This is a genomic window from Rhizobium sp. RHZ01 (assembly GCF_014851595.1).
GTDB classification, from domain to species: domain Bacteria; phylum Pseudomonadota; class Alphaproteobacteria; order Rhizobiales; family Rhizobiaceae; genus Rhizobium; species Rhizobium altiplani.
This window is the reverse complement of record NZ_JACUZZ010000025.1, coordinates 81471-105248: the sequence shown is the minus strand read 5'-3', so window position 1 is coordinate 105248 and position 23778 is coordinate 81471. Positions and strand designations below refer to the sequence as shown.

General features: G+C 61.1%; 27 protein-coding genes and 1 pseudogene. 10 read left to right on the top strand and 18 right to left on the bottom strand.

Features of this window, described 5'->3' with window-relative positions; translation table 11 throughout:
* Positions 1 to 25: 25 nt before the first annotated feature.
* From ggt to IB248_RS23310, 7 genes are all read right to left on the bottom strand, one after another.
* Entirely contained in the window at positions 26 to 1765 is a 1740-nt protein-coding gene (gene ggt / locus IB248_RS23340; protein WP_192241704.1) for a gamma-glutamyltransferase, read from the bottom strand.
* 97 nt (positions 1766 to 1862) lie between these two features.
* The gene (locus IB248_RS23335; protein WP_192241703.1) at positions 1863 to 2936 is read right to left on the bottom strand and encodes an alpha/beta hydrolase; all 1074 of its coding nucleotides are present in this window, start codon (positions 2934 to 2936) and stop codon (positions 1863 to 1865) included.
* Between the two features lie 63 nt (positions 2937 to 2999).
* A complete protein-coding gene (locus IB248_RS23330) occupies positions 3000 to 3614 on the bottom strand; it encodes a hypothetical protein (RefSeq protein WP_112646231.1) in 615 nt (204 codons plus the stop codon).
* 103 nt (positions 3615 to 3717) lie between these two features.
* Positions 3718 to 3843, bottom strand: a complete 126-nt coding sequence (gene ykgO, locus IB248_RS23325) for a type B 50S ribosomal protein L36 (protein WP_003582204.1) — start codon at positions 3841 to 3843, stop codon at positions 3718 to 3720.
* A 164-nt stretch (positions 3844 to 4007) separates the two neighbouring features.
* Positions 4008 to 5084: a 5-(carboxyamino)imidazole ribonucleotide synthase gene (locus tag IB248_RS23320; RefSeq protein ID WP_192241702.1), complete on the bottom strand. Its 1077-nt coding sequence runs from the start codon at positions 5082 to 5084 to the stop codon at positions 4008 to 4010.
* Entirely contained in the window at positions 5081 to 5575 is a 495-nt protein-coding gene (gene purE / locus IB248_RS23315) for a 5-(carboxyamino)imidazole ribonucleotide mutase (protein WP_018858896.1), read from the bottom strand. The genes IB248_RS23320 and purE overlap by 4 nt, the downstream gene beginning before the upstream one ends.
* Before the next feature lie 16 nt (positions 5576 to 5591).
* Positions 5592 to 5795, bottom strand: coding sequence for a DUF465 domain-containing protein (locus tag IB248_RS23310; protein WP_025660870.1), 204 nt, complete (start codon positions 5793 to 5795; stop codon positions 5592 to 5594).
* A gap of 230 nt (positions 5796 to 6025) precedes the next feature.
* Between IB248_RS23310 and IB248_RS23305 the strand changes: the two genes are divergently transcribed.
* Positions 6026 to 6199 carry a DUF465 domain-containing protein gene (locus IB248_RS23305; RefSeq protein WP_018858894.1) on the top strand — a complete coding sequence of 58 codons (174 nt, stop codon included), beginning with the start codon at positions 6026 to 6028 and terminating at the stop codon, positions 6197 to 6199.
* Between the two features lie 154 nt (positions 6200 to 6353).
* Here the strand turns inward: IB248_RS23305 and IB248_RS23300 are convergent, their stop codons facing one another.
* The gene (locus IB248_RS23300; RefSeq protein WP_018858893.1) at positions 6354 to 6614 is read right to left on the bottom strand and encodes a metalloregulator ArsR/SmtB family transcription factor; all 261 of its coding nucleotides are present in this window, start codon (positions 6612 to 6614) and stop codon (positions 6354 to 6356) included.
* A 69-nt stretch (positions 6615 to 6683) separates the two neighbouring features.
* Positions 6684 to 7448 carry a sulfite exporter TauE/SafE family protein gene (locus IB248_RS23295; protein ID WP_018858892.1) on the bottom strand — a complete coding sequence of 255 codons (765 nt, stop codon included), beginning with the start codon at positions 7446 to 7448 and terminating at the stop codon, positions 6684 to 6686.
* A gap of 107 nt (positions 7449 to 7555) precedes the next feature.
* On the opposite strand from IB248_RS23295, the gene IB248_RS23290 reads away from it, so the two are divergent.
* Together IB248_RS23290 and IB248_RS23285 are read left to right on the top strand one after the other, a co-directional pair.
* Positions 7556 to 8209, top strand: coding sequence for a thiamine phosphate synthase (locus IB248_RS23290; protein ID WP_018858891.1), 654 nt, complete (start codon positions 7556 to 7558; stop codon positions 8207 to 8209).
* Positions 8210 to 8219: 10 nt separating this feature from the next.
* Positions 8220 to 9302 (top strand): tetratricopeptide repeat protein, encoded by a 1083-nt coding sequence (locus tag IB248_RS23285; protein WP_018858890.1) that lies wholly within the window; start codon positions 8220 to 8222, stop codon positions 9300 to 9302.
* 56 nt (positions 9303 to 9358) lie between these two features.
* Here IB248_RS23285 and IB248_RS23280 read toward each other — a convergent pair whose 3' ends face one another.
* Both IB248_RS23280 and IB248_RS23275 read right to left on the bottom strand, forming a co-directional pair.
* Positions 9359 to 10099, bottom strand: coding sequence for a 3-oxoacyl-ACP reductase family protein (locus tag IB248_RS23280; RefSeq protein WP_018858889.1), 741 nt, complete (start codon positions 10097 to 10099; stop codon positions 9359 to 9361).
* A 71-nt stretch (positions 10100 to 10170) separates the two neighbouring features.
* On the bottom strand, positions 10171 to 10749 hold the full coding sequence (locus IB248_RS23275; RefSeq protein ID WP_018858888.1) for a TetR/AcrR family transcriptional regulator: 579 nt from the start codon (positions 10747 to 10749) through the stop codon (positions 10171 to 10173).
* A 214-nt stretch (positions 10750 to 10963) separates the two neighbouring features.
* On the opposite strand from IB248_RS23275, the gene IB248_RS23270 reads away from it, so the two are divergent.
* From IB248_RS23270 to IB248_RS23260, 3 genes are all read left to right on the top strand, one after another.
* On the top strand, positions 10964 to 11764 hold the full coding sequence (locus IB248_RS23270) for an inositol monophosphatase family protein (protein WP_018858887.1): 801 nt from the start codon (positions 10964 to 10966) through the stop codon (positions 11762 to 11764).
* A gap of 101 nt (positions 11765 to 11865) precedes the next feature.
* Positions 11866 to 12966 carry a hypothetical protein gene (locus IB248_RS23265; RefSeq protein WP_018858886.1) on the top strand — a complete coding sequence of 367 codons (1101 nt, stop codon included), beginning with the start codon at positions 11866 to 11868 and terminating at the stop codon, positions 12964 to 12966.
* A 3-nt stretch (positions 12967 to 12969) separates the two neighbouring features.
* On the top strand, positions 12970 to 14001 hold the full coding sequence (locus IB248_RS23260; protein WP_018858885.1) for a peptidoglycan -binding protein: 1032 nt from the start codon (positions 12970 to 12972) through the stop codon (positions 13999 to 14001).
* Between the two features lie 2 nt (positions 14002 to 14003).
* On the opposite strand, the gene IB248_RS23255 is transcribed toward IB248_RS23260, so the two are convergent.
* Both IB248_RS23255 and IB248_RS23250 read right to left on the bottom strand, forming a co-directional pair.
* Positions 14004 to 15254 (bottom strand): DUF6596 domain-containing protein, encoded by a 1251-nt coding sequence (locus IB248_RS23255; RefSeq protein WP_192241701.1) that lies wholly within the window; start codon positions 15252 to 15254, stop codon positions 14004 to 14006.
* A 7-nt stretch (positions 15255 to 15261) separates the two neighbouring features.
* The gene (locus tag IB248_RS23250) at positions 15262 to 15600 is read right to left on the bottom strand and encodes a YciI family protein (protein ID WP_018858883.1); all 339 of its coding nucleotides are present in this window, start codon (positions 15598 to 15600) and stop codon (positions 15262 to 15264) included.
* 221 nt (positions 15601 to 15821) lie between these two features.
* Between IB248_RS23250 and IB248_RS23245 the strand changes: the two genes are divergently transcribed.
* Positions 15822 to 17462, top strand: a complete 1641-nt coding sequence (locus tag IB248_RS23245) for an FAD-binding dehydrogenase (protein WP_018858882.1) — start codon at positions 15822 to 15824, stop codon at positions 17460 to 17462.
* Positions 17463 to 17492: 30 nt separating this feature from the next.
* Here the strand turns inward: IB248_RS23245 and IB248_RS23240 are convergent, their stop codons facing one another.
* From IB248_RS23240 to IB248_RS23230, 3 genes are all read right to left on the bottom strand, one after another.
* The gene (locus IB248_RS23240) at positions 17493 to 17681 is read right to left on the bottom strand and encodes a YegP family protein (RefSeq protein ID WP_018858881.1); all 189 of its coding nucleotides are present in this window, start codon (positions 17679 to 17681) and stop codon (positions 17493 to 17495) included.
* 245 nt (positions 17682 to 17926) lie between these two features.
* Positions 17927 to 18274 carry a hypothetical protein gene (locus IB248_RS23235; protein WP_018858879.1) on the bottom strand — a complete coding sequence of 116 codons (348 nt, stop codon included), beginning with the start codon at positions 18272 to 18274 and terminating at the stop codon, positions 17927 to 17929.
* Between the two features lie 149 nt (positions 18275 to 18423).
* Positions 18424 to 20226: an ABC transporter transmembrane domain-containing protein gene (locus IB248_RS23230; protein ID WP_026372007.1), complete on the bottom strand. Its 1803-nt coding sequence runs from the start codon at positions 20224 to 20226 to the stop codon at positions 18424 to 18426.
* A gap of 193 nt (positions 20227 to 20419) precedes the next feature.
* Here IB248_RS23230 and rpmE point away from each other — a divergent pair, with 193 nt between their 5' ends.
* Positions 20420 to 20641 carry a 50S ribosomal protein L31 gene (rpmE, locus tag IB248_RS23225; RefSeq protein WP_007527409.1) on the top strand — a complete coding sequence of 74 codons (222 nt, stop codon included), beginning with the start codon at positions 20420 to 20422 and terminating at the stop codon, positions 20639 to 20641.
* A gap of 62 nt (positions 20642 to 20703) precedes the next feature.
* On the opposite strand, the gene IB248_RS23220 is transcribed toward rpmE, so the two are convergent.
* Both IB248_RS23220 and IB248_RS23215 read right to left on the bottom strand, forming a co-directional pair.
* A complete protein-coding gene (locus tag IB248_RS23220; protein WP_018858877.1) occupies positions 20704 to 20943 on the bottom strand; it encodes a hypothetical protein in 240 nt (79 codons plus the stop codon).
* A 4-nt stretch (positions 20944 to 20947) separates the two neighbouring features.
* Entirely contained in the window at positions 20948 to 22522 is a 1575-nt protein-coding gene (locus tag IB248_RS23215; protein WP_192241700.1) for a winged helix-turn-helix domain-containing protein, read from the bottom strand.
* Positions 22523 to 22640: 118 nt separating this feature from the next.
* Here IB248_RS23215 and IB248_RS23210 point away from each other — a divergent pair, with 118 nt between their 5' ends.
* Entirely contained in the window at positions 22641 to 23075 is a 435-nt protein-coding gene (locus IB248_RS23210) for a cupin domain-containing protein (RefSeq protein WP_025660882.1), read from the top strand.
* A gap of 19 nt (positions 23076 to 23094) precedes the next feature.
* A pseudogene (locus IB248_RS23205) lies at positions 23095 to 23555 on the top strand (RidA family protein).
* Positions 23556 to 23778 lie beyond the last annotated feature (223 nt).

The window sequence follows — 23778 nt, the reverse complement described above, 5'->3', positions numbered from 1 at the left end:
CTACCTCCGTGCTCGCATCCGACAATCAGTATCCGCCGGCGGAGCCCTCGGAGGCGCGGCTGTCCATCGCGCCGTTGTAGCGTGCGCCGCCACCCTTCTCGATATCGGCGAGGCTCTTTCCGCCGACAAGGATGCCGGCGGCCTGCCCCCATTGCGGCGGGCCGCTGCCGTCATCCAGTGTATGGCCCATGGCGATCAGCGCCCGGATCGTATCAGGCGAGAGCGTGTAGGGCTCGAGATAGATCTTGTCAGGCTGCCATTGGTGGTGAATGCGTGGGGCGTTGACCGCCTGGCTGATGTCCATGCCGAAATCGATGACGTTGAGGATCGCCTCGAGGGTGATGGTGATGATGCGCGATCCACCGGGGCTGCCGATGACCATGAAGGGCTTGCCGTCCTTGGTCACGATCGTCGGGCTCATCGAGGAGAGCGGCGTCTTCTTCGGTGCAATCGCATTGGCCTCGCCCTGAACGAGACCGTAGAGGTTCGGAACGCCAGGCTTCGAGGTGAAGTCGTCCATCTCGTTGTTGAGCAGGATGCCGGTGCCGGGCGCGACAACGCCAGCGCCGAAGGAACCATTCAGCGTATAGGTGACCGCGACGGCATTTCCTTCATCGTCGATGATGGAATAATGCGTGGTCTCGACGCTTTCCTTGGCTCCGAGCGGCTTCAGGTCGGCCGACGTGCCGGATTTATAGGGATCGATCTTGGCGCGGATCGCCTTGGCGTAGCTCTTGTCGAGCAATGTCGACATCGGGTTCTCCACGAAGTCGGGATCGCCGAGGGCAGCGTTGCGGTCGACATAGGCATGGCGCATCGCCTCTACCATCAGGTGAACCGTCTCAGCAGAACCGTAGCCGAGGAAGGAGAGCGGGTAATCCTCGAGCACGTTGAGGATTTCGCAGATGATGACGCCACCGGAGGAGGGGGGAGGCGAGGAGATGATGTCATAACCGCGGTAGCTGCATTCGACGGGCTTCAGTTCTCGCACCGCGTACTGCTCGAAATCCTCCTTGGCGAGAATGCCGCCCCTCGCCTGGCTCGTCTTGGTGATCGCGTCGGCCGGCATGCCCTTATAGAAAGCGTCGGGCCCTTTGTCGGCGATGCTGGAAAGAACGACGGCGAGGTCGGGTTGCACCAGTTTTTCGCCTGCGGCGTATGGCTTTCCTTCTGCTTTCAGGAAGATCTTTGCAGCGGCTTCATCCTTCGCAAGCCTCTTGGCGCTGCCGGAAATGTTGGCCACGTCGCCTTGTTCCAGCGTGAAGCCTTCCTTGGCGTAGCGAATGGCCGGCGCCAGCAGATCCTGTCGCGACTTCGTGCCGTATTTTTCTCGCGCCGTCTCGAAGCCCATCACGGATCCGGGCACGCCGACGGCGAGATAGCCGTCGAGGCTGGCGCGGGGAACGATATCGCCCTTGGCATCGAGATACATCGTCTTGGTGGCTGCGAGCGGCGCGCGCTCGCGGAAGTCGAGAAATGTCATCTCCCCGTCCTTCAGCCGGATCGTCATGAAACCGCCGCCGCCGATGTTGCCGGCCGTCGGATAGACGACGGCGAGGGCGTAGCCAACGGCAACCGCGGCATCGACGGCATTGCCGCCGTTCTTCAGGACACCGACGCCGACATCGGTCGCCAGATGCTGTGCGGTCACCACCATGCCATGTTCGGCTTCAACGGGCGCGGGCGAGGCGGCGAACGCCGACGGTGCAAGTGAGAGCGACAGTGCGGCGGCAACCGCGAATATTCTGATGTTGGGCTGATCCATGACTTCCCTCAAAGCATGACGGTGCGATGGATATGGGACGCAACGAGCGCTCGGCAATGCACTGCGCTCAGCAGTGGTGTGTTCCGTTACTGAAAGGTTAGTTTTCGGTTGCGACGGGCCCGGACAGGCTGGCTGGATCGCCGAAGGGCGCGGCAATGTCTGGCGGCCGCGCGGGCTTTTGGTGCACCAAGCGGTGCTCGGCCTGGCGGGCGGCGGCCTGGAGGTCGCGAGCGGCGCCGCCGATCTTCTCCATGGCGGCAATGGCGACGTCGGTGACCATATAGTCCGGCTTGTGGCCGAGGCCCTGTATCTTCACTAGTTCGGAGCCGGCGATATCACGGGCCAGCCCCTGCGAATGAATGTGTTCCCAGACGATGGCATCGCTGTCACCGGTGATGATGACAGCAGGTGCGGTGATCCTGGAATATTGCGGAGAATGCGCCTTGAGGTAAGCCAGCAGGCGGGTGCAGTCGATGGCGTTGTTGTAGAAGGCGCGCGGACGCAGCGCCAAGGTGGGGCCTGTCTTCGCGATATAGTCTTCCGGGCGCGGATTGGGACGGAAGACGTTCATCGTCGCCTGCTCCAGCCGTCGCAAACCTAGCGGCACGACAATGGCGTGGGTAAAGAGCCAGCCGAGCATGGGCATTGCAGCCAGGCGATAATACCAATCGATGCCGCCCGGCCAGGGATGAGTCGCGGGGGCGAGAAAGAGCAGGCCTTCCGTCTTGTCGGGATGGCGCACGCCGAAGGCGGCCGCGATGGCGCCGCCGAAGGAGTGGCCAACGATGATAGCCCGTTTGATTCCCCGCTTCTCCATCAGCGTTGCGATCGCGTCCGCCTGTCCGGACGGCAGGGCATTCTCGGGGCGGCCGCGTTCCGAGTAGCCATGACCCGGCCGGTCGACGAACAGCATCTCGGCACGGCCCTCTAGCGATCCCAGGAAGGCGCCGACTTGATCGAGCAGATTGCCGCCTGCTCCGTGGATAAAGACCAGCGGCGGTAGATCGGCGGTTTCGGGACGTGGAACATGGACGGCATTCAGCTGGTAACCGCCGATATCGGTAAGTTCGCCAATATTGGGATAATTGGCCTCGAACTGCCGTTCCATGTAGATGGAGTAGCCAACAGCGGCGGCAACAGAGGCAATGAAAGCGGAAGCTTCGGCAAGCATGGCAATATCTGCTGAAATCACGTAACCAAGGCTAAGATTGGGCTGCGCGCGCCGCCGTCAAGATCAGGTGCGGCTGCCGGCCAGCTTTTCGGAGAGTGTATTCATCTGCTCCTGGGCGCTTCGATTGGCAGGATAGATCGCCAGGAAACGTTCCCAGGCTTTCAGGGCCAGCGCGTCGTTGCCCGTTTCCATTAGAATGGCGGCCATGCCGGAGAGCGCGCCGAAGTGGCGGGGCTCGATGTCAAGCACGCGCTCGATGTCGGACATGGACTTGCGATAGTTGTCATTGGCGTAGTTGAGCGTCGCCCGGCGATTCCAGCTCTCTGCGTAATCCGGCTTGAGGGCGATCGCCTGATCGAGGAAGTCGAGGGCGGCGGCGGTGCGCTTCTCCTGGATCGCCTTGTCGGCCCACTGCATCAGGAGATTAACGGTCGCGCTGCCCGAGTCGTTCCACTCGGTACGGATTTCATCGGCGATACCGCTTGCTTTGTCAGGGTCGCGCTCGCGCTTCAGCTGTTCGAAGAGCTGATTCACATGCTGCTTGGGTGAGAGGTTTGCGTCCGGCTGCTCGACGATGACATCCTTGTCCGCAGCTGCGGCAGGGAAAACAGGAGCGAACAAGAAAAGGGACAGCGGCAACGCCGCGCAGGTCATAGCAAAAAAACGCATGGCGGACATAGTAGCCCGCCATCGCTGAAGATCAAAGCAATTTGATTTGATTGCAGAAGCAATCCCCGGACGGCGGGCGCAGAATGCCACGAAGCCGTACAGGCGCGCTATATCAGCCCTGACGAGCCTTGTAGCGCGGATTCAGCTTGTTGATGATGTAGATGCGGCCCTTGCGGCGAACCAGGCGGTTGTCACGATGACGAGCCTTGAGCGACTTGAGCGAATTCTTGATCTTCATTGTTTTGATCCGCGATGTTTGAGGGGGAATTCACATTCGCCCGTATCTATTACATTCAAAAGCGCGCTCAGGGCGCGCTCTTCAGGTTGGGCGTGCAGATAACCCGACGGTTCCGCTGTGTCAACCACATGACGGTGTTTTTCCCGGGGCCGAAGCGGCTTTTGTCAGGGAAAAACCGGCAATTTTGCGGTCAACGTGGTGACGTGGCCCATCTTGCGGCCGGGGCGGGATTCCGTCTTGCCGTAGAGGTGGACCAGCGTGTCGGGTCGCTGCAGCCAGTCGGGCAGGGCCAGAATATCGTCACCGATCAGGTTCTGCATGACGCAGTCCGAGTGGCGGTCGGCATTGCCGAGCGGCATGCCGGCGACGGCACGGATATGCTGCTCGAATTGCGAGACAACGCAAGCGGCTTCCGTCCAGTGACCGGAGTTGTGGACACGGGGCGCCATTTCATTGGCGATCAGGCTGCCGTCCGCGAGCACGAAGAATTCGATGCCGATGACACCGAGATAGCCGAGCGCCGCCAGGATCTTCTCGGCGGCTTCGCTGGCGGCGGCTGCCGTTTCCGCAGCGATGGACGCGGGTATGGTCGACGTGTGCAGGATGCCATTGCGGTGAATGTTTTCGGCTGGGTCGTAGCAGGCGACGGTGCCGTCGGCCGCGCGCGCCGCGATGATCGAGATCTCGCGCTCGAAGGCAACGAAGCTCTCGAGAATGAGCGGCACGTTGCCGAGTGCTGCAAAGGTGCCATCCGGCGCATCGGCTGCGGAGCGGAATACTCTCTGTCCCTTGCCGTCATAGCCGAGGCGGCGGGTCTTGAGAACGCCGCGTCCGCCGAAGTCCTTCAGGGCCGCTTCGAGATCGGCTTGGCTGTCGACCGCGTGGAAGCCCGCCGTCGGGATGCCGCATCCATTGATGAAGCGCTTTTCGACCAGCCGATCCTGTGCGGCCTCGAGAGCCTTCGGCGGTGGATAGACCGGGACCTTGCTTGCAAGGGTTTCGGCGGCGGTTACCGGGACATTCTCGAACTCATAGGTAACGACGTCGCAAGCCTTCGCAAGTTCGGCCAGCGCTGCAGGATCGTCGTAGGCGGCGACGATCTGTCCGTTGGCGACCTGCGCTGCTGGACAGTCGGCCTGCGGTTCCAGGACGACGGTGCGGAAGTTCAGTCGTGCAGCGGCCATGGCAAGCATGCGGCCGAGCTGGCCGCCGCCAATGATGCCGATCGTTCTTACTGTCATAGGTCGTCCATCGGATATTCGGCTACCGCGGCGCTCTGGCGCTCGCGCCATTCGTCGAGCCGGTCGGCAATCTCTTCGTCCGACAATGCCAGTACGGCTGCTGCCAGAAGAGCAGCGTTGATCGCACCCGCCTTGCCGATGGCAAGCGTGCCGACCGGGATGCCGCCCGGCATCTGGACGATGGAAAGAAGACTGTCCTGACCTGACAGTGCCTTGGATTGGACCGGGACGCCGAAAACTGGCAGCGGCGTCATGGCTGCGGCCATGCCGGGAAGGTGGGCCGCGCCGCCGGCGCCAGCAATGATCACCTTGAAGCCTTCATCGCGGGCGGACTTTGCGAAGTTCACCAGGCGATCCGGTGTGCGGTGGGCCGATATTATGCGCGCATCATAGGGAATTTCGAGCGCCTCCAGCGTGTCGGCGGCGTTCTTCATGGTCTCCCAATCGGACTGGCTTCCCATGATGATGGCAACGGATGGTCTGTCTGTCATCGTCACGGCGTTCCCTTCAGGCGATGATGTCAGGGATGATCTGGTCTTCCAGCTTGGACAGCTTGTCCTTGATGACCAGTTTCTTCTTCTTCATGCGCTGGATGCGCAATGCGTCGCATCCAGTGGCAATCATGGCGTTGATGGCGGCGTCGTAATCCTCGTGCTCCTGGCGCAGTCTTGCGACCATGAGCCTGATTTCCGCCTGTTCCTGATCGGCCATTTTGCATTCCCCATAACCGTCTTCGGACATCGTCCGTTCTGCCGATAATTTCCGCAAGCTCCTATCACCAATTGGAGGTAACGGCTAGCGGCTGTTCGTCATGATTTTGCCACGTGTTCTCCTTGCTTTCACCTTCGACAAGGCTTCAAAAATATGTCACAGTCGAAGGGTTGACGCCTTGGATCTCCGGCGGTGTTGGCCGGGGAGAGGTAAGAGGAAGGAAGGGTCAAATGACTGTTCAAGCTCATCTTGAGTCACTCCAGAAAAAGCATGTTGCTCTCGAGGAGGAGTTGCATTCGCTTATGACATCCCCCTCCCGAAACGATAATGAAGTAGCTGAGTGCAAACGCAGAAAATTGCGGATCAAGGACGAGATTGAGCGCCTTAAATCATCCTTCCATTGAGTAGGATGCAATAAATCAACGAACGCGGCCCTAGGCGAGGAGGGCAAAACTCCAATTTCACCAAAAGCTTAGACCAGTTCGTGCTCGACAGGCGGTTATGGCGCCGGCTCCGACGGAAAGTCGCGAGCCGGCGTCCTTCGTTTGAGCGGTCGGGCTAGGCCCAGAACTGATCGAGCCAGAGATTGAGCCTGTCGAAGCCGCGATTGTTGACCGCATAAATGCGTCGGGTGCCTTCTGCGGTCACCGAAACCAGATTGCAGTCCAGCAGCGCCTTGAGGTGCTGGGAGACGGCGGGGCGGCTGATCGGCAACCCCTCGGCAAGTTCGCTCACGGTCTTCGGCGCGCGTCGCAACTCCTCCAGCAGGAAGCGCCGGTGAGGGTCGGCTATCGCGGTGAAGGGATCCACGTTCGACATAGCGAAAACGCTACGTCAAACGGCGCAATCGGGCAAGGAAATTGTGCGACGCAACGAAACCCAAAATTGTCAGAAACCCAAGCCTTCCTTCGCGATCAGGACGGCGGCAATGAGCGCCATGGCGTACATGAAAGGGTAGAAGATCGCGGGCTTCATCCGGCGCACGCACCAGGCGCCGGCAATCGTCGCAAGCGGCGCGAACGGCAGCAGCGTGGCCGATGTGGAGAGGTTCTGCGTGTCGAGCTGGCCGAGCGCGAAGTAGGGTATGAGCTTGACGGCGTTGAGAATTGCGAAGAAGCGGACGCTGGTTCCCGTATACTCCCGTGGCTGCATCTGCAGCGGCAAGGCATAGATCTGGAACGGTGCTCCGCCGGCATGAGCGACGAAGCTGCCATAGCCGGACAGGCTTCCCCACGTCGTCGCAAGCAGCGGCCGTTGGGCTCGAGGTGGCGTATGCTTTCCGGCTGCCGGGCCGAAGTTGTTCCAGAAGTAACGAAGGCAAAAGAGGATGGTGACCGCGCCGATGACGACGCGAAGCGCACTGCCTGGAACGAGCGCCGAAGTCGCCCAGCCGAGCCCGATGCCGAACAATGCGCCCGGCAGCATGATCTTCAGCGTTGTCCAGTCGCCGTGTCCGCGCCAGATCACGAGCGAGATCATGTCCATGAAAACGAGGATCGGGAGCAGGATCGCGGCGGCCTGAACGGGCGAGACGACGAGAGCGAGAAACGGCAATCCGATCAGCGACAAGGCATCACCCATGCCGCCTTTCGCCAATCCGACGAGGATGACAGCAGGAACGGCGGCGTAGTAAAATGACAAGTCCATCGGCATGCTTTTGAAATCCTCCACTTGCCAGTCCCGTCTAACGGAACTACTCACACGAGACGAGTGCAGATAGGCCGCAAAACGACCTGTCCTGCTGTAAATGGAAAGAGTTCATGACCGAACCGGAAAACCGCTGCCGCCTAGTTCTGATCGCGCCCGACATTGCCGATGTCGACGAGCAGGCGAAGATCGTCGGCGACGCCTTGAAGGGCGGTGATGTCGCCTCGGTGATCGTACCGCAATACAGCCTCAATGACGGCGAGTTCCAGAAGCACGCCGAGAAGCTGGTTCCCATCATTCAGGAGTCAGGTGCGGCCGCACTGCTAGCGGGCGACAGCCGCGTCGTCGGGCGCAGCAAGGCGGATGGCCTGCATCTAACCGGTCCGGCGAGCGAAATTTCCGAAGCGATCGACAAGTATGCCGACAAGCTGATCGTCGGCGGCGGCAATGCCGCTGATCGCCACCATGCGCTTGAGATCGGCGAGGAGCGACCGGACTACATCTTCTTCGGCAAGCTCGACGGCGACATCAAGCCGGAGGCGCACCCCAAGAACCTCGCGCTCGGCGAGTGGTGGGCTTCGATGATCGAGATCCCGTGCATCGTGATGGGCGGTACGGATCCAGCTTCCGCACTGGCCGTTGCCGAAACCGGCGCGGAGTTCGTCGCGCTGCGGCTGGCGGTTTTCGCGGACGCCGGGCTTGCGCCGTCCATCGTCGCCGAGATCAATGCGCTCTTGGACGAAAAAGCGCCACGGTTTGAGGATTGATATCGCGCTCATGCCGATCCTAGCCCGTCATCTGCGCCTGTCCGCTGCCTTTACTGTCGCCATTTTGGTGGGATTTACCCATGGCGCTTCGGCCCAGGTTGTCGACAATGTCGTGACACGGCCACTGGCGACCGCCCCAGAGTCGCTCAAAGCCGGGCGGCCGCAGACCGATGGCACGGGACCCTCGACGGGCGTTGGCGTTTTCGACCGCATGGGTGCGAAGTTGCCGGACCTGCCGCCGGAAAAGGATTATAAGGGCGTTGTCGATGAGGCCTACGGCGCCTATCAGCGCGGCTACTATCTGACGGCGATGGAAAAGGCTCTGGCCCGGGCACAACTCGGCGATCCGGCAGCGCAGACGCTTATGGGTGAGCTTCTGGCGGACGGGCTGGGCGTCAAACGCGACATGAAGAACGCGGCCTTCTGGTACAGCAAGGGTGCGGAAGGCGGCGACGCTGCAGCAATGTTCAAATACGCGCTGATGCTGATCGAGGGCCGGTACGTCAAGCGCGACAAGGCCAAGGCCGACGAATACATGCACAAGGCGGCCGATGGCGGAAATGCTTCGGCGCAATTCAACTGGGGCCAGATCCTCACGACCGACAATCCCGGCGACAAGGGATTGAAGCTTGCCCTGCCTTATTATGAGAAGTCTGCCGAACAGGGCATCGCCGACGCGCAGTATGCGGTGGCGGAGATTTACGCCTCGCTGCCCGACTTGCCGGAGGAAAAGAAGCAGCTGGCGCGCGAATGGATGGCACGTGCTGCGCATGCCGGCTTCGACACCGCCCAAGTCGATCTTGGCATCTGGCTGGTCAACGGTCAAAACGGCCCGCGCGATTTCGTCAAGGGTTTCCAGTGGCTGAGGCTTGCCGCCAATCGTGGCAACGTCGTTGCGCAGAACAAGCTCGCGCACCTCTATATCAACGCGCTTGGAACCAAGCCGGATCCTGTCGAGGCCGCGAAATGGTATGTCCTGTCGCGCCGCGCCGGTCTGCCCGACCCGGAACTTGAAGACTTCTATCTCGGCATTGAGGACGACCAGCAGAAGGCGGCCATCGATGCTGCCAACAAATTCCGCCGCCTTCAGTGATTTAACCCCTGAAAGGCTCTGAATGGACCGGCGGCTCGTGCCGCCGGCTTTCTGTCTCAGGCGAGATAGCCGCCGTCGATCGTCAGGCTGGCGCCGGTGATGAAGGACGCTTCTGAACTTGCGAGATAGGCCGCAAGGCTTGCAATCTCGCGGTCTTTTCCCATGCGACCGAGGGCAATCAACCCCTTCAACATCTCATTGGCATGCGGATCGGTATTCATGTCCGTCTCGGTAGGTCCGGGCTGGATCGTGTTGACGGTAATGCCGCGCGGGCCGAGATCGCGCGCGAGGCCGCGCATCATCGCAGCGACTGCGCCCTTGGTCATGCTGTAGACAGCGGATGTCGGAAAGCCGCTGCGTTCCGCGGTCACGCTGCCGATGGTGATGATCCGACCGCCTTCATGCATATGTTTCGCTGCGGCCTGCGTGCCGGCAAAGACGGCCCGCACATTGACGGCGAACATGCGGTCGAAGTCCTCCAGAGGGAAGGTTTCCAAGTTATTCAACAACAGGATTCCTGCGTTGTTGACGAGAATGTCGATGGAGCCAAAGTGATCGGCAGCCTTGTCGATGGCTCGCTGCAGTGCTGCGGCATCCGCGCTGTCGGCTTGAATGGCAAGTGCCCTGCCGTCCTTCAACTCGATCTCAGCTTTGATTGCTTCAGCTTTCTCCTTGGAATTGGCAAAGGTGAAGGCGACTGTGGCGCCATCCATCGCCAGCCTGCGAACGATCGCCGCGCCGATGCCGCGTGAGCCGCCGGTCACGATTGCGACCTTTCCTTCAAGTGGTTTCGTCATTTTCATTTCTCCTTATTGGACTGTTTAATCTAGAATAGGGTGCGGAAAATCAGCGCTCTTCGATTGGGCTGTTATCGAAGGCTGCGGATTGCGAGACTGGCGATGGTGCGCAGGGTTTCGGGGCTTGCGCCGTTGCGGGCGCTGACTTTCATGCCGGATAGGGTGGCACCGAGAAACTGGGTGGCGGTTTCGGGATCGATTTCCGCCGATAGCTGGCCTTTCCTCTGGCCATCCTTCAGCAGCGTGAAGATTGCCTTGGCAAGCATTGCCGAGGCGCTGTCAGTCAAGGTCGCCACATCTGCGTCGGTGCGGCCAAACTCGCAAATCGCGCTGACGCCGAGGCAGCCCTTCGACGCCTCCGAGGCAGGTCGAGATGCGAAGGCGAACAGGGCAGCCTCCAGGGCATCAAGCGGTTGCGCGCCGTTTTGCATGTCCGCGATGATGCGCAGAATACTGTCGGTATTGTAACGCTTCAGAGCCTGGAGGTAGAGACTGCGCTTGTCGCCGAAGGTATCATACATGCTCTGCCGGCTGATCTTCATCGCCGCAAGCAGGGTGTCGGTGGAGCTGCCCTCATAGCCATGCTGGGAGAAGACGCCGATCGCAGCGTCGAGAGCATTGTCTTTGTCGAATTCCTTGTGCCTTGCCATGGACACGCAAATAGCAATTCCGGATCAATCTGTCCAGAAATATTTGAGTCGCATTTCTCCGTCGGCGTCGTGGTTCTACGGTCTCCTCTTGAAATTTTCCCGATTTTGTGGTCTTGAGGCCGCCAATCTTATCGAGCGCCGCCTTCTCCGGCGATCAGGGACCTTTCCCACCCTGACAGCGCATACCGTTTACCGCTCAAGGAAAAGTGCTCACATGGCTCGTTCAGCTCTCCTCAATGTCATGGTTCAGGCTGCCATCAAGGCAGGCAAGTCGCTGGGACGTGATTTCGGGGAAGTGCAGAACCTGCAGGTCTCGGTGAAAGGCCCGGGCGATTTCGTCTCGAATGCTGACCGCAAGGCCGAAAAGATCGTTAAGGACGAACTGCTGAAGGCCCGCCCGACCTATGGCTTCCTCGGCGAAGAGAGCGAGGAAATCAAGGGCACGGACGGAGCGCATCGCTGGATCGTCGATCCGCTCGACGGCACGACAAACTTCCTGCACGGCATCCCGATGTTTGCGGTATCGATCGCGCTCGAGCGCAACAATGAAATCGTGGCTGGTGTCGTCTTCAATCCTGCGACGGACGAACTCTACACCGCTGAACGCGGCGGCGGCGCCTTCCTGAACGATCGCCGTCTGCGTGTCGGCGCACGCCGCGTGCTGTCTGATTCCGTCATTGCCTGCGGCGTACCGCACCTCGGCCGCGGAAACCACGGCAAGTTCCTCGTTGAACTCCGGCACGTCATGGGCGAAGTTGCCGGGATTCGTCGCATGGGCGCGGCGTCGCTCGATCTCGCCTATGTGGCTGCCGGTCGGTTTGATGGCTATTGGGAAACTGCGTTGTCGGCCTGGGATATCGCTGCGGGCATCCTGCTCATCCGCGAAGCCGGCGGCTACGTGTCCGATTGGGAAGGCGGCTCGTCCATTCTCGAGACGGGCTCGGTGGTTGCAGGCAACGAGTATATCCAGAAGGCATTGCTTGAAGTCGCCAAGCGCCCGATCCCGGCTCGGTAAATCGCTGTTGTAAAGGCACGGTTTTCGTTCCGCGCATACTTCAATTCGGCACAATGTTGCTCTAGTCTCCGGCTGAAATGAATCCGGAGGCTGCGGAACCTATGGAAAATGTGAATGTGGCTGAGTTCGGCTCGACCGAAAAAACCACGGGTAATTACAGCTATAAACTTTCCAGTCCGATGCCGTTTCTTTGGACGATGGTGCTGTTTCTGATCATCGTCGGGTTCATCGCAGCCATTCTTTTCCGGCAGACGCAGACCGCTTTCATGCACAATCCGGGCCTTAACGGTTTGATCCTCGGCGTATTGGCGGTCGGTATCATCCTCGTCTTCAGCCATGTGCTGTCGTTGCGCCCGGAAGTACGGTGGTTCAATTCGTTCCGCGCTGCAGGCAGCGCCGACAAGGTCGGCCGCAATCCGAAGCTGCTTGCTCCGATGCGGACTCTGATCGGCAGCCGCAGCGCTTCGGCGGGAATCTCGACGGCGGCGTTTCGGTCCATTCTCGATTCCATTGCCAACCGCCTCGATGAATCGCGCGACGTGTCGCGCTACCTGATCGGCCTCCTCGTCTTTCTCGGCCTGCTTGGTACGTTCTGGGGTCTTATCGGCACGATCGGTTCGATCAGCTCGGTTATTCAGACGCTCGACGCGGGTTCGAACGGTTCGACCGATGTTCTCGGAGCGCTGAAGGAGGGGCTTTCGATGCCGCTTTCGGGCATGGGCCAGGCATTCTCGTCGTCGCTGCTTGGCTTGTCCGGCTCGCTCATCTTGGGTTTCCTTGATCTGCAGGCAGGCCGTGCTCAGAACCGCTTCTACATGGAGCTGGAGAACTGGCTTTCGTCAGTGACCGACGTCGGCTCCGATGTGGCGATCCCGACCATCAATCCCAACTCGGCGGTCTCACCGGACGACGTTCGGGCGCTCTCCGAATATATGCGCCGGATCTCAGAGGAAGGCAGCGGCGGCACCCAGAGGTCGGTTGCGGCAATGGCAAACCTTGCCGAAGGCATTCAGGGCCTAGTCAAGAACATGCGCAATGAACAGCAGATGCTTCGCGACTGGATCGAGGCGCAGCAGGACGAGACGAAGGCGATGCGGCGCACGCTCGATCGCCTGGCTGAGAGGATCGGCTCGCAGGAAAAGCACGGCTCAGGCGAACGCTCTCAACGCATGCAGCAACCCGAAAAGACCGAGGGCAAGTAAGCCATGGCTCTTGCCCGCAATCGTCGCCCCCAACGCGCGGTGGACTACTGGCCAGGTTTCGTTGATGCACTATCGACACTGCTGATCTCCATCATGTTCGTGCTGACCGTCTTCGTGGTCGGACAATATATCCTGAGCCGTGAGATTACGGGCCGGGACGAGGTGTTGAATCGGCTGAACAGCCAGATCAACGAATTGACGCAGCTTCTCGCCCTGGAGAAGGGAAGCAAGCAGGACCTCGAGGATAGCGTCGCCAATCTGCAGGCCTCCCTAGCGTCCGCCGAGAGCGAAAGATCCCGCCTGAAGTCGCTCCTTGATGCTGGGTCGGGCGGACAAAGCGCTGCGGAAGCACGTGTCGGCAACCTGACGAAGGAACTCGACGAACAGAAGCAGATGAGTGACCGGGCGATGAGCCAGGTCGAGCTTCTCAACCAGCAGATCGCCGCCTTGCGCAGCCAGATCGCCGCTGTCGAAGCTGCTCTGCAGGCTTCCGAGCAGAAGGATCAGAGTTCGCAGGCGAAGATCGCCGATCTCGGACGGCGCCTGAACGTCGCTCTTGCGCAACGCGTGCAGGAGCTCAACCGCTACCGGTCAGACTTCTTCGGGCGCCTGCGCGAGATCCTGTCCGACCGCGAGAATATCAGGATTGTCGGCGACCGCTTCGTCTTCCAGTCGGAAGTGCTGTTTCCCTCGGGCAGTGCGGATCTCAATCCGGACGGGCAGGTCGAGATGGCAAAGCTTGCGACGGCGCTCCTCGACGTTGCCAAGGAAATTCCGCCTGAGATCAACTGGGTACTGCGTGTCGATGGGCATACGGACAATGTGCCGCTCGCGGGCACCGGACGATATGTCGATAACTGGCAGCTGTCGTCCGCACGTGCGATCTCGGTCGTCAAGTTCCTGATTTCCCACGGCGTGCCGGCCGACCGTCTCGTCGCCGCCGGCTTCGGCGAGTTCCAGCCGATCGCACCAGGCGACACGCCCGAGGCGCGCGCAACCAACCGTCGTATCGAGCTCAAGCTGACCGAGAAGTAGGGTTACGCGACGCCCGACCGAACGTCGGTGAGGCGATCCATCAGGAAACAGCGCACCGCCGGGCTGTCGCTGAGGCCGATTGCCGAAAGGTAGGCGGCCTCTGCCGCCGGATAGTCTCCAACTTCCGTCAGCAAGTGCGCGCGAACGGCCCAATAGGGCTGGTAGGCTCTGATTTCCCTTGCGTCCATGGCGTCGAGAGACGCCAGCCCAGCTTTGGGTCCCTTCGTGCGACCGAGGACGGCGGCACGGCTGACGCGGGCGCCGATCGTCGGCTGCATCATCAGCAGCGCATCATACAAGATCACGAGAGCGTCCCAGTCCGTCAGGCCTGTCAGCCGGCGGGCGGCATGAACGGATTGAATGGCGGCCATGCACTGGAACGGACCGAAGCGGTTGGCGGCGCCGGCCTTGCGGAGCAGCGTGTCGGCTTCGGCGAGCATGATCGCATTCCAGCGATCCGTCGACTGCTTGTCGAGCGCGATGTACTCGCCCTCGGCATTGTGCCGCGCGGCACGTCGACCCTCGCAATAGAGCATCAGGGCAAGCAAACCGATCACCTCTGGCTCTTCGGGAAGCATTGAAAGCAGCGCCCGGCAGAGCCAGATGGCTTCGCTGGAAAGGCCACTGCAACCGCCATCGGCGCCATCGAGATTGTCCCAACCAAGCCCGTAGGCCGCGTAGATTGCGGAAAGAACGGCGGACAGACGCTCGGGCAGCGAGTGTCGATCGGGTATGGCAAACCCGATGCCGGTATCGCGAATGTTCGCCTTGGCCCGGACCAACCGCTGGCCCATGGCGGCAGGCGAAACCACGAAGGCCTGCGCGATTGCTTTTGCGTCGATGCCCAACACGACTTGCAGCATCAGCGGCGTGTGAATGCCTTTGTCGATTTGCGGATGAGTGCAGGCGAAAAGCAGCTTCAGGCGTTCGTCGGGCAACGCGTCTGTGGCCACTTCGTTCATCCTCGCCTCGGCCTCCTCGAAGGCCAGGACGATCGTTGGTCGCGCATTCTCGCGAACGGATCGATGGCGTGCAGCTCGCATGAGGTTGCGCCGCGCAGCGACCAGCACCCACGCCTCCGGCCTGTCGGGGATGCCGCGTTCCGGCCAGACCCGCAGAGCATCGACGAGCGCTTGTGACAACGCATCCTCGGCGGCCGGCAGATCGCGGGAGCGGGCCGCCAGGAAGGCGACCAGCTTGCCATAGGATTGACGCGCCACCCTTTCGGCGACGCGTTCGGCTTCGACCGTCATGTCCGCCTCACATCTGAAGGCGAGGGCGCACTTCGACCGAACCTTCTGCGGAGACCGGAACCCGGGTCGCCCATTCGAGCGCCGTATCGAAGTCCGGTACGTCGATCAGATAGAAGCCTCCCAACTGCTCCTTGCCCTCAGGGTATGGACCATCCTGCACGTCGTGGTCCTCGCCCTTGCGCCGCACCACCGTGCCGGTTTCGGGCGCGGTCAGGCCGGCGCCGCCGGTCATGATGCCGGCTTGGATCAGAGCCTGCGTGTAGGCGATCCAGCCGTCGCGGTAGGTGGGATCGGCGCGGCGGGAAAAATCCCGCGACGATTCGCGAACGATGAGCGCGTATTGCATGTGTATTCCTCCAGAATGGTTGTGTTGACCGGCGTGCAGGCATCTAAGAACCAAAAGCAGAATGCTGCAACGCTTGGGGGATCGGCGGTAGACCGTTCCGAGAGAATGAGACTCGGCGTTGGCTCATTTCGACATCCGGCCAAAAAAATTTCACGGCGGAAAAGTGGCGTTGTCGCCGGGCGGGGCTCCGCGTAGGCTCGTGGCGTTTGGGGGAGAATGCTTTGATTGAATGTGATGTGCTGGTCATCGGCGCAGGACTTGCCGGGCTTGTGGCTGCGGCGGAGGCAGCGGAGCGCGGACGGAAGGTCTGCATCGTCGAGCAGGAGGGCGAACAGAGCGTCGGTGGGCAGGCATTCTGGTCTCTGGGCGGGCTGTTCTTCGTCGACAGCCCTGAACAGCGGCTGCTGGGCATTCGCGACAACCTCGGCCTGGCGCGACAGGACTGGATGGGGTCCGCGTCATTCGACAGGCCGGAAGACTACTGGCCGCGTCGCTGGGCAGAGGCCTATCTGGAGTTCGCCGCAGGCGAAAAGCGTTCATGGCTTTATCAGCAGGGAATGCGCTGGTTCCCGGTGGTCGGTTGGGCCGAGCGGGGAGGCGGCTTGGCGCACGGCCACGGAAACTCCGTACCGCGCTTTCATGTGACCTGGGGAACCGGGCCGGCTGTGCTTGCCCCCTTTGTTCGCCGCGTGCGCGAAGCGGAAGCGAAGGGCCTTGTTACGCTTCTGTTCCGGCATCAGGTGGATGATCTTCTCGTTCAGGACGGCGTCGTCTGCGGCGCCCGCGGCTCGGTCCTTCAGCCCGATGCTTCCGTGCGAGGGCGGGAGACAAACCGTATGTTTTCGGCGCTCTTCGAGGTTCGGGCCGGCGCGACGATCGTCACATCAGGGGGTATCGGGGGTAATCACGACGCGGTGCGCCGGAGATGGCCGGTCGATAGGTTGGGGCGGCCCCCGGCCGAAATGGTCGCCGGCGTGCCCGCCCATGTAGACGGTCGAATGATCGAGATCGCCGAGCGTGCTGGCGGGCGGGAGATCAATTCGGATCGGATGTGGCACTACACGGAGGGCGTGAGGAATTGGGACCCGATCTGGCGCAATCACGGCATACGCATCCTGCCGGGTCCCTCCTCCTTCTGGTGCGACGCCTGGGGTAACCGCTTTACTCCGCCAGCGATGCCCGGCTTCGATACGCTGGGGACTCTGAAGGCGATCTGCGCAACCGGGCAGGACCACAGCTGGTTCATCCTGACCAAGGCAATCATCAAGAAGGAGTTTGCCCTTTCCGGTTCCGAGCAGAATCCCGATATCACGGGCAAGGATATCCGCCTGCTTCTCAAGCGGTTGGGCAAGGAGCCGCCGGGGCCGGTTCGTGCGTTCATGGACAAAGGCGAGGATTTCGTCGTTCGCGACACGCTGGAATCGCTTGTCGACGGCATGAACGGGTTGACGGGTGAAAAACGTGTGGATGCGAGCCGCCTCAGGACGCAGATCGAGGCGCGCGACAGGGAGATCGCCAATCCCTTTGCCAAGGACGCACAGGTGGTCGCCATTCGAGGGGCGCGGCGCTATCTCGGGGATCGCTTGATGCGGACGGCCAGGCCGCATGCACTGCTTGACCCCAGGGCCGGGCCGCTCATTGCCGTGCGGCTGCACATCCTGACACGCAAGTCGCTCGGTGGTCTGGAGACGGATCTATCCGCGCGCGTGATCGGCCATGGTGGCGATCCGGTTCCGGGGCTTTATGCGGCGGGTGAAGTGGCGGGTTTTGGTGGTGGAGGTATGCACGGATACAATGCGCTCGAGGGAACCTTCCTCGGCGGCTGCATCTTTTCCGCCAGGGTAGCCGGGCGGGCAGTTTAAAGGCGGCGTTTGTGGCGCCGCCTTATGTGATCAGGCCTCAGCCTTCGTCGTGTCGACGACTTCTGCGCCGGGAGAATTCTTCTTGATGGATTCGATGGCGCTGAGCGCCGATGCCTTGGCTTTATAGCCTTCGGAGCCGAACATGGCTTCGCCATTCGGAGCTTTGAAACGGAAACGGAACTCGCCAGCCTTGTCCTTGTAAACTTCGAACTTATACATCGATTTTTCTCCCGGAATCAGGATGTTGTCCTATCTGCAGGTGTAGCCTAGAACAAAAAACGCAACTATTCCATCGGGATATTTGCGCGCTTTGCAACCGACGCGACTGACGGGCCGTCAGGGACGACATACGCCCCTGATGTATAGGTTTTACGGTTTGAAGATCGAGAAGACCGACGAAAACTTGTTGATCAGGTAGGGCGCAAAGAGCACCAGGCCGGAATAGAAGAAGTTGGCGCCCTTCGTCATATCGGGGATCTCGTTGCCGCTGGCGAAGCGATGGAGGAGGCAAGGCCAAAGCCGACATAGAGCATCAGGATCGCGACGGTTCCGACAAGCGCGATAAAGCGGCTCGAGCTCGCCTTCATCATCGTGACGGTGAGAGGGACTTGCCCTGCTGCGAGCGCATTGCCGGCGGCATCAATGGCGTTTCCGGCCGTATCAGTCTTAGTCAAGGCGACTTCCTCCGACAAGGCATCGGTGAGCGACCAATCCCGGGCCTCCCGCAGCGAGCGATAGCACAGCAGCATCGATATGACGACGGCTACGGCGACGAGAACGACTAGCATCTGGGCAAAGCTTATCGAGTTCAACTGAGCCTCCCCTCAGAACGCGACGACATGGCGTTCACCCATAAATCGGGTGTAATCTTTGCGTGCATTATGTCAATATACACGCAAAGATTACACGCCGTTGCAACCGGCGGAGGCCGGGGGTCGAGGAAGAGCGTGTGGTCAGGCAATCATCTTGCAGCGGCGAGAAAGTCCCCGGCGCCGGTTTCGAACTGCAGCCTCGCAAGCTTGGCGTATATGCCGCCCTCCCTGATGAGGCTCTGATGTGTTCCCTCTTCGACAACGCGTCCCTGATCCATGACGAGGATACGGTCGGCCTTCAGCACGGTCGCGAGGCGATGGGCGATGACGAGCGTGGTGCGGCCGGTCATCAACCCGTCGAGGGCCTTCTGCACAAGCGTTTCGCTTTCGGCGTCCAGGGCCGACGTCGCTTCGTCGAGAAGCAGGACCGGTGCGTCCTTGAGGATGGCGCGGGCGATGGCGATGCGCTGGCGTTGACCGCCGGAAAGCGTGATGCCGCGCTCTCCCACCTCGGTGTCGTATCCCTTCTCCAAACGAGCGATGAATTCGTCGGCCTGTGCAGCGATCGCGGCGGCCCGCACCTCTTCGCGGCTTGCCTCGGGACGGCCGAAGGCGATGTTGTCGTGAATGGAAGCCGCAAAGATCGTGACGTCCTGGGGCACGATCGCTAGGCGCTTGCGCAGTTCGTCTGGGTCGCTGCTGCGTGCATCCACTCCGTCGATCATCACGGCGCCCTTCTGCGGGTCATAGAAGCGCAGCAGCAGCGAGAAGACGGTGCTTTTTCCGGCGCCGGAGGGGCCAACGATCGCGACGGTTTCGCCGGGAGCGACGCCGAAATTCAAGCCATGCAGCGCGGATCGCTCCGGCCGTGAGGGATAGGCGAAATGCACGTCGGTAAACTGGACACGGCCTTGCGCCGGAGCGGGCAAGGCAACGGGCGCAGCCGGTGCGGAAATCGGGGAAACCTCGTCGAGCAATTCCGTCAGCCGATCGGCCGCTCCCGCGGCCTGCGAGAGCTCGCCCCATACCTCGGAGAGTGCGCCGAGCGAGCCTGCGGCAATGACGGAGTAGAGAAGAAACTGGCCAAGAGTGCCTGGCGACAACGTGCCGGCGAGGACGTTATGGGCGCCGACCCAGAGAACGGCGACGACGCTGCCGAAGATGAGGGTAATGGCGATGCCGGTCAGCAGGGCGCGCGAGCGAATTGCGGCCCGGGCAGCGTCATAGGCGGTTTCGACGGCCATCCCGTAACGCGAGGCGGCGGCATCCTCGCCCCCGAAGGCCTGGACGGTACGGCTGGCCGCAATCGTTTCGTTGGCGAAAGCAGAGGCGTCGGCCAGCGTATCCTGAGCCGAGCGCGAGCGCTTCCGGACGGAGCGGCCGAAGCCGACCAACGGAAAGACGATCAACGGGATCGCACCGATCACCAGGCTGGACAGCTTTGGCGACGTCACGATCATCATGCCCATCGCGCCGAGACAGAGAATGAGGTTGCGCAGGGCGACGGAGGCCGTCGCGCCGACAGCCGACTTGATCTGCGTCGTGTCCGCCGTCAGGCGCGAGACGATCTCGCCGGACTGGTTGACGTCGAAGAACGAGGGAGACAGGCGCGTGACGTGATTGAAAACATCGCGGCGCAAATCGGATACCACACGCTCACCAAGGGTGATGACGAAGTAGTAGCGAAGGGCGCTCGCGATGGCGAGCACGATCGCCATGATCATCAGCATCAGGAAATAGCTGTTGATGAAACTGCCGTCGGCCTGTGTGAAGCCATGGTCGATCATGCGGCGGACGGCGAGCGGCAGAGCAAGCGAAGTGACAGCGGCAAGTGCCAGGGCGGCAAGCGCCCCTGTGACCATGCCGCGATAGTGCATCACATAGGGTGTCAACCTGCCGAGCGGCTTCAGCGAACGAGACTTCTTTTCCTCGGGTTGCCCTGCGTATGCCAATTCGTCTCCGATCGCCTTCGACACCGCTCATCCGCGGCTGATGGCTCTTGTTATCCTGCCGGCCTTCATGTATAGGCAGCCCATCCTAATGGGAAGCCGTAGCCTTTTGCGTCTGCGGCTTCATTTATTCAATCGGTCCTCTTGTCGCAACGAATATGCGTCAAATTGGACGTTGCATGGCAGGAAGATTGTTATGAAGGCAGATATCCATCCCGACTACCACACGATCAAGGTAGTCATGACCGACGGCACCGAATACGAAACCCGCTCGACCTGGGGTTCTGAAGGCGCAGTCATGAACCTCGAAATCGACTCCAAGTCGCATCCGGCATGGACTGGTGGCAACCAGCAGCTCATGGACCGCGGCGGTCGCGTTTCCAAGTTCAACAAGCGTTTCGGCGGCCTTGGCCTCTAATCGCTGTCGCTTGGCAGAGTTTGAAAGAGCCCCGCTTCGGCGGGGCTTTTTTGTGGAATTGCTCAGGAGATAGCACCAAGCCGATTTCCAGCATCCACCACGGCAGCTTTGCGCCGTGAGTGGACTTCGACACGCTCGTGACGGGCGACCGACTTGTGGCCGGAGAACGAACCCGCTGCGCGTTTCTGGCATGGGAAAAGCGATAGCAGACATTCAACGATCCGGATTGAGGTCTCGAGCTGACCTGCTTCGTTATTGCCGCCGCTCGGCAGGAACGTCGCGAGAGGGTGGAAAGCGGTCATTTGCCTAGTCTTCAGGAAAGATGGCGTTACGATCGGAACCGGTCGTTTGATGTTCTGCCTCTTGCAGCAGGCCCTCGAGACGGGTCGCCCATTCCTTGTTGCTATCTCTGAACGGACCAAGCGCATCGCCGGCAGGCTCCGGGAGATCGCCTACAGCGGCGGAGAAACGGCGAGCCTCCTGACTATGTCCCAACGCCGTGTGGCAGCACGCCTGAATGCGGAGCAGCGCCGGCCAGTCAGGCCGCGCCTTTAGCGCCATTCGTCCCGTGTCAAGTGCGCCCTCGACGTCGCCCGAAAAGAACAGCGCAAGCATCAAGAAACTGAACCAGGCCGCATTCTGCGGATCATGGGGGTTGAGTTCGAGGCCCCGAGCCAGGGGCTTTCGCGCGCCGGCCGCATCGCCCACGAAAAGGCGGGCCATGCCGAGGACGAGATACCCCAAGGCGAAGCTAGGACCGAGTTCGATGGACCGCTCGGCTGCGAGGATCGCCTGGTCAGCCCTGCCTGTGTAGGCCGACACAATCGCCAGCGCATAGTGCGCATACGGATTTCGGGCGTCGAGATATATCGCCCGCAAGGCCGCATCGAGACCTTCCTTCCCGTCCGCGGCGGGATTTTCTGTCCAGCCATAGGCGATGAGGCCTGCGTTGACCCGTGCCCGCCAGATCTGCGCCTCTGGAAGCATGGGATCGAGCTCCGCGGCCTCCCGGAAGAATCGCCTTGCGAGAAGATGGGTTGGCTGCGTTACCTTGTGAAAATTGAATGTACCTTGCCGTACAAGGTCCCATGCGGTCACGTTGCCGGTGTGCGGAGCAACCTGAAGTCCATGCCGCAACAGCAGTTCCGGCTCGACCGCCGCTGCAATCCGCTCGGCGATGGCGTCCTGCACTGCAAATACCTCGGCCACCTGAAGATCGTAATGTTCGGACCAGACAGTGGCATCCTTTATTGCGTCGGCAAGGTAAACCGATATCCGCATCCGATCGCAGGTATGCCGGATGGCTCCATCCACCAGAAAATCAACGCCAAGTTCGTGCGCAATAGACTTCGGATCCCTCGGGCCATTCCTCATTGCGAAACTCGCCCCACGCGACGCGACGCGGAACCATCGGAACCGGGCGAGCGCCACGATCAGGTCGTCGGCGATACCGTCGGCCAGATATTGTCTCTCGGCATCTCCGCCAAGATCCTCGAAAGGCAGTACTGCGATCGCGGGGCTGGATCTCGCCTCCGCATGCCCTTCGCTACCGGGTCCGTCGGTCCGGCTCTCCACCGGACCGGAAAATCTGTATCCCACCCGTGGGACCGTAACGATCCAGTCGCCGCCGTCTGATGCCGGGCCGAGCAGCTTGCGAAGGGCAGCAATCTGAACGGAAAGATTACTCTCCTCGACGGCGAGGCCCGGCCAAACAGCATCCATCAGCGCCGACTTGGCGACGATGCGCCCATCTGCCGCGAGCAGAACGGCAAGCAGCGAAGCGCCGCGGGCGCCGATGGCGACAGGCCTGTTATCACGGAGAAGGCATCCGTTCTCGGTAATGAACTCGAAGGGGCCGAATACAAGGTGCTGGGTGTTCATGACTTGGGAATGATACGCCCGATTTCGCAGTTTTCGGAATTTTTCGGCCTTCGTTCAGGACTTGCGCCGGCTCCGCGCGCAGATTCAGCTCCATGCAGCAGTTGAAGTGGTGGGAACGATGGAGAACGAAACAATGCAAGCGAAGAATGCTCATGCATCAACCGCGAAAATCGTACGCGGCAGTGACAGCTATGTCGCCGAGCAGGGATCTGTCTATCGCTCGGGAGTCTCGGCGGAGAGCGTCGGATCCAGCATGCTGTGGCTCGGGATGATCTCGCTACCCGCAGGACGACGAACCAGCGCCCATCGCCATCAGGGACACGAGACGGCCCTGCTTATGACCGCGGGCAAAGAGATCGAGATTTGGTCGGGGGCCGAGCTTGAACGATGCGAAAAGGTCCTCCCCGGCGACTACCTGTTCATTCCGGCCGGCGTTCCGCATCTTGCCGTGAACCGCAGCACGGAAAACGCCGAGTTCCTCGCTGCCCGCAACGACCCCGCAGCGAACGAGAGTGTCGTGCTGATGCCGGAACTTGACGACATCGTACCCTAATCAGGCTCAGAGGTGCGCTATGGCGATCATCGAACAACGTCTGGCCGCTATGGGTCTGGAACTGCCCGAGCCTCTGAAAGTTCGCGAGGGGCTGCGTATGCCTTTCGCCGCGCCGACATATCGGGTCACGTCGCGTGCAGCCGGGATGGGACATTGGCGAAACCCCTCGGCAAGGTCGGGACCGAGGTTTCGCCTGAGCAGGGTTACGCGTCAGCGCGGCTCGTTGCCCTGGCTCATCTCGCGAGCCTCAAGCGGGCAGTCGGAAACCTCGATCGGGTTACGGCGTGGCTGCGCGTCTTCGCCATGGTGAATGTTGCTCCGGGTTTCAATGAGACCCCGCTGGTCACAAACGGTTATTCCGATTTGATACTGGAGCTGTACGGCCCTGACGTTGGCGCCCACGCCCGCTCGTCCATCGGCATGGCCATCCCTTTGAATGCGCCTGTAAACTGCGAAGCGGAAGTGGAAATTGACGGGTGACCCCTTAGGGTCGGTTCACGACCTTTGCGGGGTGCGGCGCGAATGACGTTCATGGCGCAACCGCGACCTCCAGCTGTCGTCGCCGCCAACGTCTGCTTTTCGGACGGGGCAAAGCTGTTCTCCACGACCGATATGGTTTAGTGTTTCGGGTGCCGTCAGGCATACGAAAGCCTCCCATGCAGGAACCCGCGGGTCCGCAAGGGCCGGAAGGAGGCAGGAGGTG